General features: G+C 63.2%; 13 protein-coding genes. 1 reads left to right on the top strand and 12 read right to left on the bottom strand.

The genetic code is table 11. From position 1 onward, the window contains the following. Window positions 1–19: 19 nt before the first annotated feature. The 5 genes from fliJ to fliF all read right to left on the bottom strand — a co-directional run bounded on the left by fliJ (window position 20) and on the right by fliF (window position 5362). Window positions 20–460 (bottom strand): flagellar export protein FliJ, encoded by a 441-nt coding sequence (fliJ, locus tag O3299_RS14385; RefSeq protein ID WP_077407817.1) that lies wholly within the window; start codon window positions 458–460, stop codon window positions 20–22. 32 nt (window positions 461–492) lie between these two features. After that, complete coding sequence (gene fliI, locus O3299_RS14380) at window positions 493–1809, bottom strand: flagellar protein export ATPase FliI (RefSeq protein WP_233516143.1); 1317 nt, start codon at window positions 1807–1809, stop codon at window positions 493–495. 89 nt (window positions 1810–1898) lie between these two features. Then, complete coding sequence (locus O3299_RS14375; RefSeq protein ID WP_289911482.1) at window positions 1899–2612, bottom strand: flagellar assembly protein FliH; 714 nt, start codon at window positions 2610–2612, stop codon at window positions 1899–1901. A 43-nt stretch (window positions 2613–2655) separates the two neighbouring features. Continuing rightward, on the bottom strand, window positions 2656–3654 hold the full coding sequence (fliG, locus tag O3299_RS14370) for a flagellar motor switch protein FliG (RefSeq protein WP_077407811.1): 999 nt from the start codon (window positions 3652–3654) through the stop codon (window positions 2656–2658). Then, window positions 3647–5362, bottom strand: a complete 1716-nt coding sequence (fliF, locus tag O3299_RS14365; protein ID WP_251350721.1) for a flagellar basal-body MS-ring/collar protein FliF — start codon at window positions 5360–5362, stop codon at window positions 3647–3649. The genes fliG and fliF overlap by 8 nt, the downstream gene beginning before the upstream one ends. A gap of 337 nt (window positions 5363–5699) precedes the next feature. On the opposite strand from fliF, the gene fliE reads away from it, so the two are divergent. Next, window positions 5700–6002, top strand: coding sequence for a flagellar hook-basal body complex protein FliE (fliE, locus tag O3299_RS14360; protein ID WP_230539976.1), 303 nt, complete (start codon window positions 5700–5702; stop codon window positions 6000–6002). Window positions 6003–6113: 111 nt separating this feature from the next. Here the strand turns inward: fliE and O3299_RS14355 are convergent, their stop codons facing one another. From O3299_RS14355 to O3299_RS14325, 7 genes are all read right to left on the bottom strand, one after another. Next, a complete protein-coding gene (locus O3299_RS14355; protein WP_305062554.1) occupies window positions 6114–6860 on the bottom strand; it encodes a flagellar brake protein in 747 nt (248 codons plus the stop codon). Window positions 6861–6885: 25 nt separating this feature from the next. Then, a complete protein-coding gene (locus O3299_RS14350) occupies window positions 6886–7212 on the bottom strand; it encodes an EscU/YscU/HrcU family type III secretion system export apparatus switch protein (protein ID WP_099666872.1) in 327 nt (108 codons plus the stop codon). Next, window positions 7205–8392, bottom strand: a complete 1188-nt coding sequence (locus tag O3299_RS14345) for a flagellar hook-length control protein FliK (protein ID WP_305062553.1) — start codon at window positions 8390–8392, stop codon at window positions 7205–7207. Before O3299_RS14345 ends, O3299_RS14350 begins: the two co-directional genes overlap by 8 nt. A gap of 26 nt (window positions 8393–8418) precedes the next feature. Beyond that, on the bottom strand, window positions 8419–8745 hold the full coding sequence (locus O3299_RS14340; protein ID WP_305062552.1) for a flagellar protein FliT: 327 nt from the start codon (window positions 8743–8745) through the stop codon (window positions 8419–8421). Between the two features lie 3 nt (window positions 8746–8748). Then, window positions 8749–9195: a flagellar export chaperone FliS gene (gene fliS / locus O3299_RS14335; protein ID WP_077407797.1), complete on the bottom strand. Its 447-nt coding sequence runs from the start codon at window positions 9193–9195 to the stop codon at window positions 8749–8751. A gap of 22 nt (window positions 9196–9217) precedes the next feature. Then, window positions 9218–11899 (bottom strand): flagellar filament capping protein FliD, encoded by a 2682-nt coding sequence (fliD, locus tag O3299_RS14330; protein ID WP_257218879.1) that lies wholly within the window; start codon window positions 11897–11899, stop codon window positions 9218–9220. Window positions 11900–12129: 230 nt separating this feature from the next. After that, the gene (locus tag O3299_RS14325; RefSeq protein ID WP_099666874.1) at window positions 12130–12501 is read right to left on the bottom strand and encodes a flagellar protein FlaG; all 372 of its coding nucleotides are present in this window, start codon (window positions 12499–12501) and stop codon (window positions 12130–12132) included. Between the last annotated feature and the right edge of the window lie 64 nt (window positions 12502–12565).

The raw sequence follows: 12565 nt of genomic DNA, 5'->3' as shown, positions 1-12565 counted from the left end.
GATGCTGCCTCAGTGTTGCTTAGCGTTTGTAATAGGCTTGTCGCGCCGCGTGCTCATCCATTGCTTTCTGGTCGCGTTTGTTTTCCAGCTTCAGCGCCTGTTCCTGCGCCCGGTTGTTCAGGGTGGTGTACGACATGCGCTTGCGTTCGGCCAACTGCCAGCGCATCTTTTCATTGTCGCTGCGCGCTTGCGCATGCTCGACTACCTGCTGCTGGCCCAGGATGGCGCTGTCAAGCTTGACCATGAAGGCCTGGAAGTTGCGGTAAGCCATGGGCGTAATGCCGCTGCTCATGCTTGTCTCGAAGCGCTTGGCGTAGTCGTCGCGGTAGCCGGACAGCATGTCGAGCTTCTGGCGGCAATCGTCGAGCGCTTTCAGGGCCGCGCCCAGGCGCTTGGCGCAGTCGTCCGTTTCGCGCTGGGCAAGGTCGATCAGGGTTGCAAGTTGGGAAGGAGAAGCCATGGCTGATTATATTCCCGCTATGCAAGCCCTAATCAGTCGAATAGAGCGGTAAGTTGCCCCAAGCTCTCGTCCATGCTGACCCGCTCCGTGATTTGCTGTTGCAAAAACGCCTCGATCTTTTCATGCAGGGCGATGGCCTGGTCCAGCACGGGGTCGGTGCCGGCGCTGTAGGCGCCCACGCTGATCAGGTCGCGGCTGCGTTCATAGCGCGAATACAGCTGTTTCAGCTTGCGCGCCTGCTGCTGGTGTTCATGCGTGGTAATCGAGTGGGCGGCGCGCGAAATCGATTGCTCGATGTCGATGGCGGGATAATGGCCCGCTTCGGCCAGGCGCCGGTTCAGCACGATATGGCCGTCGAGAATCGCGCGCGCCGAGTCGGCGATCGGGTCTTGCTGGTCGTCGCCCTCGGTCAGCACGGTGTAGAAGGCCGTGATCGAGCCGCCGCCTTCCTCGCCATTGCCGGCCCGCTCCACCAACACGGGCAGCTTGGCGAAGACGGACGGCGGATAGCCCTTGGTGGCGGGCGGTTCGCCGATGGCCAGGGCGATTTCGCGCTGCGCCATGGCGTAGCGGGTCAGCGAATCCATGATCAGCAGCACGTTTTGCCCCTGGTCGCGGAAGTGTTCGGCAATCGCCGTCGCATACGCGGCCCCTTGCAGGCGCATCAGCGGCGGCGTGTCGGCCGGCGCGGCCACGACGACGGAGCGGGCCAGGCCTTCGGGGCCCAGGATCTGCTCGATGAATTCTTTTACTTCGCGTCCCCGTTCGCCGATCAGGCCGACGACGATCACGTCCGCCTCCGTGTAGCGGGCCATCATGCCCAGCAGCACGCTCTTGCCCACGCCGGAACCGGCGAACAGGCCCATGCGCTGGCCACGGCCCACGGTCAGCATGGCGTTGATCGAGCGCACGCCCACGTCGAGCGTGTCGACGATGGGCGCGCGGCCCAAGGGATTGGCGGGGCGTACATTGATGGGGGCGCTGTCCGTCGTGTGCAGCGGGCCCAGCTGGTCGAGCGGGCGGCCCGCGCCGTCGAGCACGCGGCCCAGCAGTTGCGGACCCACGGGCAGGTGGCGCGCGCGGTCGCTGGGGCGGCGGCGCGGGTGCGCCACGCTGCCGGGACGGGGAATGGCCGGTTCGACGGAAAACACGCGCGTGCCGGGCACGATGCCTTCGACGTCGCTTTGCGGCATCAAAAACAGGCGTTCGCCTTCAAAGCCGACCACTTCCGCCTCGACCCGGCCGCCATTCGGCAGCGGCACGGTGCAGGCGGCGCCGACGGCCAGGCGCAGGCCCACGGCTTCCATCACCAGGCCGGCCACGCGCGTGACGCGTCCTGAAATCTGCATCGGTTCGACAAAGCCGACCACGGCCGTACAGTCGCTCAGGTAGGCGCGCCAGCGCGCCGCATGGGCAGCAGGGCCTTTGACGGGCTCGCTCACGGCGCCAGCCAGTCCAGGTCTTTGCCCAGCGCATGCGTCAGGCGGTGCCAGCGGGTGGACGTCTGCGCATCGATCTGGTTGCTGGCCGTGTCGATCTTGCAACCGCCACGTTCCACGGACGGGTCTTCGATGACGCGCCAGCCGCCCTTGTCGAGCTCATCGCCGATGCCGTCGCGCACCACTTGCGCATCGTCCGGGTTGAGCATCAGCAAGGCTGGTTGTTGTAGTACAGGCAAGTACTCGATGGCTTCGCGCACCATCGGCAGCATCAGTTCGGGGCGCACGGGCAGGGCCGTCTTCAGCATGCCCTTGGCCAGCTGCAAGGCCAGTTCCATCACGTCATTGGCGATCAGCTCGTCGGCCTGGTGCACGGCCGTGCCGAAGTCGACGGCGATGGTTTGCAGGTGCGCCAGTTCCACGGCGGACGCCGCCTTGCCTTCCGCATACGATTGCGCATGGCCGTCGGCATGCCCGGCCGCATGGCCTTCCGCATAGCCGGCCGCGCGGCCTTCGTCGAAGGCCGTGGCGCGCGCTTCTTCGCGGATGGCGTCGAGTTCTTCCTGCGTCGGGTATTCCAGCGGCGGGGCCAGCTCTTCCTGGTGCAGCTCGCCGTAGGGATCGGTTTCCGGATCGATTTCGGGCTCGGGGTCCGGTTCCAGCAGCTTGCGCGCCGCCACCACGCTGGGACGCTCGTCGCCAAACGAGGTCATTTCCCAGCGCTGGTAGGCGGTTTGTTGCTCTTTGGGAATTAAACTAGACAAACGAATCCTCGCCTTTTCCGCCTAAGACAATCTGCCCCTCGTCCGCCAGGCGGCGCACGATCTGCAGGATCTGTTTCTGCTGCGATTCCACTTCCGACAGGCGCACGGGGCCTTTCGATTCCAGGTCTTCGCGCATCATCTCGCCGGCGCGCTGCGACATGTTCTTGAAGATCTTGTCGCGCAGCTCTTGCGAGGCGCCTTTCAGGGCGATGATCAGCATTTCCGACTGCACTTCGCGCAGCAGCAGCTGGATGCCGCGGTCGTCGATATCGATCACGTTGTCGAACACGAACATTTCGTCCATGATCTTTTGCGCCATGTCATTGTCGTAATTCTTGATATTGTCCATGACGGAGCCTTCTTGCTCGCCGCTCATGAAGTTCAGGATCTCGGCCGCCGCGCGCACGCCGCCCAGCGACGATTTCTTGATGTTTTCGTTACCGGACAGCAGTTTCGTCAGCACGTCGTTGAGCTCGCGCAAGGCGGCCGGCTGCACGCCGTCCAGGGTGGCGATGCGCAAGACCACGTCGTTGCGCAGGCGGTCCGTGAAATGGCCGAGGATTTCGCAGGCCTGGTCGCGTTCCAGGTGGACGAGGATGGTGGCGATGATCTGCGGGTGCTCGTTGCGGATCAGCTCGGACACGGATTGCGAATCCATCCACTTCAGCGATTCGATGCCGGACGCGTCCTTGCCGCCCAGGATGCGCGACAGCAGCACGGATGCCTTGTCGTCGCCCAGCGCCTTGGTCAGCACCTGGCGGATGTATTCGTCCGAATCGAGGCCGACGGTGGAATTGAGTTCCGTCTGCGCGCGGAAGTCGTCGAGCACCTCGACCACCTGGTCGTGCGCGATGCCCTTCATGGTGGCCATGGCGGCGCCCAGTTTCAGCACTTCGCGCGGCCCGAGGAATTTCATGACCTCGGCCGCTTCGCTCTCGCCCAGTGCCAGCATCAGGATCGATGCTTTTTGCAGTCCCGTTGTCTCAGTCATTATTGCCTATCCATGCTTTGATTACGTTGGCCACGACGCGCGGGTCTTCCTGCGCCAGTTTCCGGGCCATCGCCAGGTTTTCGCGATAACCGCGGGCCGTATCTTCTTCCAGTTCCTCCAGCTCCGCTTCGCTGAGCAGGACTTCGTTTTCTTCGCCGTCCTTGCTCAGTTCCGGCTCGATGACGGGCGGCGGGGCGCCGAAATCGTCGATCTTGCGCATGACCGGGCGCAGCATCGGGCGTACGATCTTGATGAATATATACAGCAGGATCAGGGCCGTGATGAGGAATTTCGCCAGTTCCTTGGCCAGCGGCAAGTTGGCCGGGTCGCGCCACCACTCCAGCTTGCCTTCCGGCGCGCGGTCGATGCCGTCGAAGGGCGAGTTGGCCACGCTGAAGCTGTCGCCGCGCTCCTTGTTGTAGCCCATCGCTTCCTTGACCAGATTATTGATCTGGATCATTTCTGCTGGGGAAATCGGCTTGACCGTGACCTTGCCATCCTTGTCGAAGCTGCGGCGGTAGTTGACGACGACGGCCACCGACAGGCGGCGCAGGCCGCCCATGGATTTCTGTTCGTAGCGCACGGTCTTGTCGACTTCATAATTCGTCGTCGATTCCTTCTGTGTCGGCGCCGTCGGCGCGCCGCCCGGGGCGCCCGGCGCCTCGGCCGTCAATGGCGCCGTGGCCACGCCTGGCGGCTGGTTCGACAGCGCGCCCGGCACGCCGGACGGGTTGGCATTGCCGGCGCCCGTCGATTCGCTCGTCTGCTGGCTGCGGATGGTGGACGCTTCCGGCGGCGAGTTCGGCTTGTAGGTTTCGGCCGCCTGCTCGCTTTGCGAAAAATCCACGTCGGCCGTCGCTTCGGCGCGCACATTGCCTTCGCCGACGATGGGCAGCAGGATCGATTCGACCTGCTTGATCACGCTTTGCTGCAATTGCTGCACGTACTTCAGCTGGTTCGGGTCCAGGCTCTTGATGCCGTTGGCGCGGTCTTTGTCCTTTTCCTGGTTCGACAGCAGGGTGCCGGCCTGGTCGACCACGGTAACATTGATTGGCAGCAATTCCGGTACGCTGGACGCCACCAGGTGCACGATGGCGCTCACCTGCAGCTGGTCCAGGCCGCGGCCCGGGTGCAGGTTCAGCAGCACGGAAGCCGTCGGTTTTTGCTGTTCGCGCACGAAGACGGATGGTTTGGGCAGGGCCAGGTGGACGCGCGCCGTGTCGACGGCGGACACCGACTCGATCGATTTCGCCAGTTCGCCTTCCAGTGCGCGCTGGAAATTGACCTGTTCCAGGAATTGCGACACGCCCAGCTTCTGGTTTTCCATCAGCTCGAAACCCACGTTGCCGCCTTTCGGCAAGCCTTGCGCGGCCAGTTTCAGGCGCGCGTCGTGGACTTGCTCGGATGGTACGAGAATGGCGCCGCCGCCTTCGGAAAACTTGTGCTTGATGCCCAGCTGGTCCAGCGATGCGGTGATGGCGCCGCCGTCGCGGTCCGTGTAGTTGGAAAACAGGACCTTGTATTCGGGCGGCTGGTTCCACATGTACAGGGCCACGCCGATGGCGACCAGTGCCGCCACGCCCAGGCCGCGCAGGAAATTCTTGCCCATCGGCGTCTTGGCGAACGCTTGTACGGACTCCACGGGCGAGCGGGCAGGCGCCGGTTCCGGCGGTATGCGGTTCACATCGATTTCTTCGGCTACAGCCATGATTGCCTTCCAGGGCGGTGTATTTACGTGTATTGGGTGGTGCGTGGGGGCCGCTTCCTCGGGAGGATTGGGCGATATGCAGAATTATCCGCCACTGTCACGCGCTTCAATCGTCCAAATAGAAGGCGCTTTTGCCGCCTGCTCGGCCGAGCGGCTGGCGTTGGCGCTGGTATTGTGGAACCCTGGCAACATGTGACGGAAGTTATTGTACCCGTCGTTGCCTTGCAAGCCAGGGTTTTGTTCTCTGGGTGCAACAGGCATGGAACAGTTACGAAGCACACCAGAATCGGGAGGCAAAGTGAAAACAGGCGGTATCGATAGCAGCAGGATCGAGGCGATGATCGCGCAACTGAAGTCGGCGGCCACGCGGCCGGAGGCGAAAATACCGGCGATCCAGACCGAGATGCCGGCGGCGAAGGTGAATTTTGCCGATGCCTTCAAGAGCGCGCTCGACTCCGTGAGCGGCGCGCAAAAAGCCTCGTCCGCGCTGGGCCAGCGCTTTACCATGGGCGACGAAAAGGTCAGCCTGTCGGACGTGATGGTGTCGATGCAAAAGTCGAGCATCGAATTCCAGGCGACGGTGCAGGTGCGGAATAAACTAGTTTCTGCATATCATGAAATTATGAATATGCAAGTTTGAGTTTTAGCTACCCTAACGGCAGATTCCGGGGTCAGTTCCCAAAGAATCGGAATGTATCCCATTGGGATACATTCCCCCGCCGGGTCTGACTCCAGCTTTCGTTTTGGGTTATCAGCCCAGCCCAGCCATGCGCGCATTCCGTTCTCGTTCGAGGCGCGTGATATAGCGCTGCACGTGCGCCAGCATGCTGCGCGGCAGGTCGACGAATTGGCAGCCGAGTCGGCGGTTCAGCTTATTGTTCAGCAAGGTCATGTCCAGCGAGTTGCGAATTTGCAAAGTCGCGGTGACGATGCCGACGTCGGGCAAGTCGATGCGGCAGCCGGGATAGTCCCTGCCGATGGTTTCGCCCAGCATCAGTTTATTGTCGAGGATGGCGATGCCGCCGCAGCTGATGTCGGCCAGCGGGAACAGGGTGTCGGCGCCGCCCAGCGAGGGCGGCAGGGGAATCGCCACGCGCACGGGATTGCTCACGGGCGTAGTCATGCGGTAATACTCGCGCCGCTGCAAGCGGATCAGTGTTTCTGGAATGGAAATTTTCAAGGCGGGCGTGCCGCCGTAATTGCACTCTTCCACCAGGGCGCTGGCAAACAGGATGCGGATCTTGTCGAGCGAGGTTTCAAACGAAATGCCCTTGGCGGCCACCATGCGCCGGTTCTGGTCGGCATTCACGGAACGGTCGAGGATGACGCTATCGTGGTCGGCATCGACTTCCAGGATGGACGTGACGCACACATCGGATTCACCGTGGATCAGCATGCGGATCAGCTGGTTCTTTTCGCCTATGCTGCGCAGCAAGGCGATGATTTCCCGCCGCGATTCCACTTCAAAATCATGCCAGTTTTCGAGGCCGGAATCCATAATATGTGCTTGCATTGATGCCTGTCTATGTATCGGTGAGGTTGATGCTGGTGTCGGGCGGCGGCGGGATGGGCCCGCCATTCGCAGATTCAATATGATATAACCAGGCCAGCAGTTCCGCAATCGCCCGATACAGGCCGGGCGGAATCTGGCGGTCCAGGTCGACATCCATCAGCAACGCCACCAATTCCTTCGATTCATGCACGAAGACGCCGTGTTCGCGCGCCGTGCTGATGATCTGGTCCGCGATCAGGCCGCTGCCCTTGGCCACCACCTTGGGTGCGGGCGCGCCGCTCTGGTAGGCCAGCGCGACGGCCGTCTGCGGCACCTTGCGCTTGGTGTCGTCAAGCATCGTCCGCTTCCGTTGGCTCGGCGGCGTCCGGCTTGCCGGCGATCGTCAGCGACGTCAATGGCCAGCCGGCCGCGGCTAGCGACGCTTCCAGCGCCGCCGCATGCTGGCGCAAGGTGTCGGCGCTGCCTTCGCTGCCCGCTTGCAGCTGGATGGCCACGCGGCCGCCCTGCAAGACCACGTGCGCGGCCAGGTCGCCCAGCAGGGGAAACTGGAAGCGCACGTTGCTGCGCCAGGCCGTCGCTTCCTCGTCGCCGTCGCGCCCATCGTGCTGCTGTCCTTCCGGCGCATCCTTGCTGATATCCCACTGCATCTTCTGGCCGGGCCACGCTTCGCCCTGCCATTGCACGCGCGCCTGTTCGTGCGTATGCAGCTGCAAATTGATCAGTTGCGCCGAGGCAAGGTCGGTCCCCGTCCTGGCCGCCTCGCCTTGCGGGGCTTTCTGCATCTGCGGCTCCAGCAGCAGCGACGCCAGCGGCCGCTTGCCTTCGGCCCATTCGGCCACATGCGATTCATAGAACAGGCCGCTGCTGCCCACCGCCTCCTGCAGTTTTTGCGCCACCTGGGCCGGAGCTGCGCCCGGCGTGGTCATCAGCGGCGTCTTGCCGACCAGGGACAGGGGCGCGCCGGGCACGCTTTCCGCCTGGCTGAGCACGGTGCTGATGGCGCGCGCGGTGGTGCTCAGCTCGGGCGCGGGCGTGTCGCCCGCCAGGGCGGGCAACAGATTGGCCGGCGTCAGGGGTGCGCGGCTGAGCAGGGTGGCGGCCGTGCTGCTGGCGCGCGTGCCCGCCTGGGCGGCGCCGGGCTGGGGGCCGCGCGTTTCAGCGGCGTCCGGCTCGGCTTCCGCGTCCGCATACGTCAGCAGGGCGCTGGCGGGCTGGTCGCGGTTGTTGCCGATTTGAAAAGAGGGGCGGGGATTGATGCCGATCAAGGTCAGCGGGATTTCCGTGCCGGGCTGGGCGCCGGCGGGCAGCTGCATGCGGGCCGGCGTACCGGCCACGCGCACGAGAAAGCTGCCGTCGCCCATGCGGGCCAGCACCTGTCCCTGCATGGATTTGCCGATGAGTCCCTGCAGCGAGCGCTGGAACTCGGCCTGGCGCGGGTCGGCGACGGTGTCGGCCGGGCGAGTGCCCTTGATCGGGGTCAGGGGCGTCATGCCGATCGCATCCATCTTCGGCAACATGATAGCGGACCTTGCCCCGTGGGCGCTTACGCGCCGTAGGCGTTGGCCAGGCGCCGCTCGGTGCCGGTGCTGCTGATCAGCTTGGACAATTGCGCCATCCACGGCATGGTGAGGTCGCGGATCTTGCGGTCGTCTTCCAGGATCTGCTTGATCAGGGCGACCTTGCGCTGGCGGCCAGCGCTTTCCAGCACGACTTTTTCTTCATTCGCCTTCAGCGCGGCCACATGCGCGCTGATGCGCTGTTCCAGCACTTCGAGCGCATCCCAGTCGGCATTGGTGGCGGCGGTCACCATCTGGCCCGTCAGGGTCTGCATGGCTTCGTAGGTGGTCAGGACTTCTTGATTCGTCATCATGGGTCAGGCGCTCGCAAGGCTGGGCATACGTTTCAGATCGGCGCCAGGCATGGCGGCGGGAGTGGCGCCGATGGCGTTCCAAGTTTCGCGCAAGTCGGTGAGCAGGCGCTGCACTTCTTCCAGCAGGGTAATATCGTTGTGCAGGTTGGCCGTCAGCAGGCGCGCACTCATGTATTCATACAGGGCGTCGAGGCCTTCGGCGATCTGGCCGCCCGCTTCCTTGTCCAGGCTGGCGCGCAAGCCATTGTCGATGATCTGGATGGCTTTCGAGATGGACTTGCCTTTCTCCGGCACATTGCCCGATTTCATGTGCATCTGCGCGCTGAGCACGGCCACCAGGGCGCCGTCGTACAGCATCACGATCAGCTTGTGCGGCGAGGCCGAAACGATGCCCGTTTCCAGGCCGACCTTGGCATAGGCGTTGACGCCGCGTTGTTGGGTTCCAAACATGTAATTCTCCTGATGAATGGGCTTAACGGTTGGCGGCGATGGCGGCCAGCTGCTGGGTCAAATAGGTTTGCATGCCCTGCAATTTATTCAGGGACACGTCCAGGCGCGAGTACTGGGCGCGGTAGCGCGCTTCGATGTCGTTCAGTTTGTCACTGAACTTGTCGCGCTGCGTCGCGATGCTCTTGATGGTTTCGTTGAGGCCCTTGGAGCGGTTGGTGATCATGCCGTCCGTGCCGAGGAAGGAAGTGGCCAGGTTATTCAACTGGTAGGCATAGCCTTGCGAGAAGCTGACGGTGCCGCGCGAGCCGGTGGTGCCGCCCGTGACTTCAATCTTCAGGCCATCGGCCGGCGAACCGGCGGCGCCCGTCAGGGTCTGGCCCGAGCCGATCACCGGTTGTCCGCCCAGGGTGCCAGCCACGTCCGCGCCCTTGACGGGCGCGGATGCGCCGAACAGGTCGGTTGGCGCCGTGCCGGTGCCGCTGCTGATGGCGATATTCGAGACGGAACCATAGCGGCTCGAGGCCAGTACCAGTTTGCCCGCACCATCGACGGAAGCCGACACGGTGGCGCCGTTGTCGGAAAACGACTTCACGCCGTTGATCGATGACTGGATGATGGATGCCATCTGGGCCGGGGTGTACGTCCCGGCAGGAATGACGACCTGGGCCGTATTCTTGGCAGCGCTGGGCTCGGTATCGTTCAGCGTGATGCTCCACGTGGTGTCGCTGCCTATCGTGGTGGTGGCCGGCATCGCGGCGGCCGAGGTGATCGAGCCTTGGCTGGCCATCGTGGTGATCGTCAGTTCATAGCTGCCCGGCTTGGTTGCTGCGGTCGAGCTGGTAAAGGCGACGTTGCTGTCGGTGGCCTTGCCGAGCGCGGAAAACAGGCCGGCGATGTCCGTGAAGTTAGCGCTGATGGCCTTGTCGAGCTTGCTGGAGTCCAGGGTCAGGCTACCATCTTTCTGAAAGGAAATGCCGACCTGGCTCAGGGTGCTCAAACTGCTGTTCAAGCCGGTAATGGGCGCGCCCAATTGCTTGCGCAACTGGCTCTGGATCGATTGCGCGGTGGAGTCCCCCAGCAGGACGCCGCCCTTCTTGGTTTCCGGATCATAGGCCGTCATCTTGGCCATCGCCGTATTCAGGTCGTTATAGGCCTTGACGAAGGTATTGATGCTGGTCTTGACGGTGGAGGTATCTTTCTGCACCGACAAGCTGGTGCTGCCGACCTTGGCAATGCCGAGGGTCACGCCTTCGATGGCCGTATCGACACTGTTGGACGCGCTGGTGATGGCGATGCCGTTGACGCTGAAGTTGGTGTTTTGCGCGGCGCTGTTCTGTTTCAGGTTCTGCGTGCCGCTCGCATCGTAGGACAGCAAGTCATTCAGGGCGCTGTCCGGGGGCAGGCCGTCGCTGCCGCTCAGCGAGATCTTCATGGACGAGTTGGCACCCGTCTTCGACGAGCTCAAGACCAGATGGAACGGCTTGTCCGTGCCGTCCGAAACGATGCTGGCCGTCACGCCCAAGCCCGCGTTATTGATGGCGTCGCGAATGCCTTGCAAGGTGTTGTTGGTGGCGTCGATCACCACCGTGCCCGTCGCCTGCGTGCCGTCCTGGGTGAAGTTGGTGTTCATGTAGGCGCCACCCGAGCCTGCCGTCAGTCCGGCGGCGGCCGGATTGCTGCCGGCGATGGTGATCGGGCTGGCATTGCTCGAGGCCAGGTTGATGGTGCTGGTCAGCGTCACGTTCGAGCCGTCATTGACCGAGTTCGAGGCGTGGCCGATGCCGCCCTTGACCGAGCCCGTCACCACTTCTTCGATGTTCAGGTTGGAACCGTCGGCGCGCGTAAATTTCAGGGTGCCGTCGGCGGCCTTGCCGGTGACGGTGATGTTGGCCGCGGCCAGCGCATTCGAGACGGCATTCGGACCTTCGAGCGTCGTGTCGAGCGAGGCGGCCGTGATGCCGCCGTTGGCGGCCACGCCGTTGCCCTGCGTAACGATCTCGATGCCGCCCACCGACAGCGAATAGGTGCCATCCGCGCCCGTTTCGACGCTGCCGAAGCCGGCGAACATGGTCGCGCTGCTCGACGTCGGCTGGGCCGTGGCGGTCACGCCCGTGGTGCTGCTCTTGGCGTTGATGGCGTCGGCCAGGGCGCGCGCGCTCTTGGTGCTGGCATCGGTGGGGATGGCGGTGCCGTTGAGTATCAGCGAGCCGTTGCTGATGCCGGTCTGCGCCGTGGTGGCGGCCAGGGCGGTGCCGTTCAAACCGAAGGTGCCGCCGGTGAGCGAGCCCAACTGGAAGGAAATCGTCGTCTTGCTGCCCAGTCCGATGGTCGACAGCTTGTTGGCCATGCCGCCCGACATCAGGGTCTGCGACTGGGCAAGTTGGGTGACATTGATGTTGTAGTTGCCGGCCACGGCCTTGGCGCCGGCACTGGCCGACAGCACGAGGGGATCGGCGGGCGTGGCGCTGACTGCGCGGAAGTTATTTGTATTCGACAGGGCCGACAGCGAATTCTGGAAGGTGCTGACGGCGCCACTGAGCGTGCCCATCGCGCTGAGCTTGGCCTGGTAGGAGGCCGTTTTCTTGTCAAAAGTACCCAGCGGTGCGGCTTCGGCCGTCATCAGCTTGTCGATGATGGCATTCACATCCAGGCCGCTGGCGCCGGCGCCGATGCCTATGGATGAAAGGGTAGGTGTGATGGCCACTGAATACTCCTAGGAAAACGCTAATATAAGCTGTTATCGGCAGAATCAATCAGGACTTGAGAGGGGGATTTACCGTGCTGTTTTCAGCGGGAGCAAAAAAGCGGGGAAGAGATGGGAAAATATTGTACGAGTTGCAATAAAAAACGGGGCCGGATAGCCAGGCTACCGAACCCCGTGGTCATGCTGATGCCTGCTGCCGCGATGTCGCATGTCCGTGAGCCATGCCATCATCAGGCGCTTTGGCGGATCAGCGAACCCTTGGCCGAGTCAAAGGTCTTGGCCAATTCCAGCGCTTCCCGGGTGGGAATCTGGCGCAGTACTTCCTTGGTTTCCTGGTCGATGACCTTGACGACCGTGCGTTGGCTGTCTTCATCGATGGAAAACTCCAGGCCTTGCGTCTTCATCTGCGACGACTGGTTCAGCTCCGATACCGCCTTGTCGAGCTGCTCGCGGCTGGGTTCCTTGCTGGCTTGCTGTGGTGCAACCTTGTCGGTTTCCGTGGCGGCGCGTGGCGCTGCCGGGCGGGCCGGTGATGTGTCCGCAGACACATAACTCTTGTCTATCCTGGCCGCGGAGGCGGCCGCTATCGTGTCGATAGTCATGGTGCTCTCCTAGTGAAAATTCCCCGGCCGAAAAAATCCGGCAGGGGAATCAGAGTCCTACGCT

This window comes from Janthinobacterium sp. SUN176 (genome assembly GCF_030587335.1).
GTDB lineage: Bacteria > Pseudomonadota > Gammaproteobacteria > Burkholderiales > Burkholderiaceae_D > Janthinobacterium > Janthinobacterium kumbetense.
This window is presented reverse-complemented; position numbering and strand designations above follow the sequence as displayed.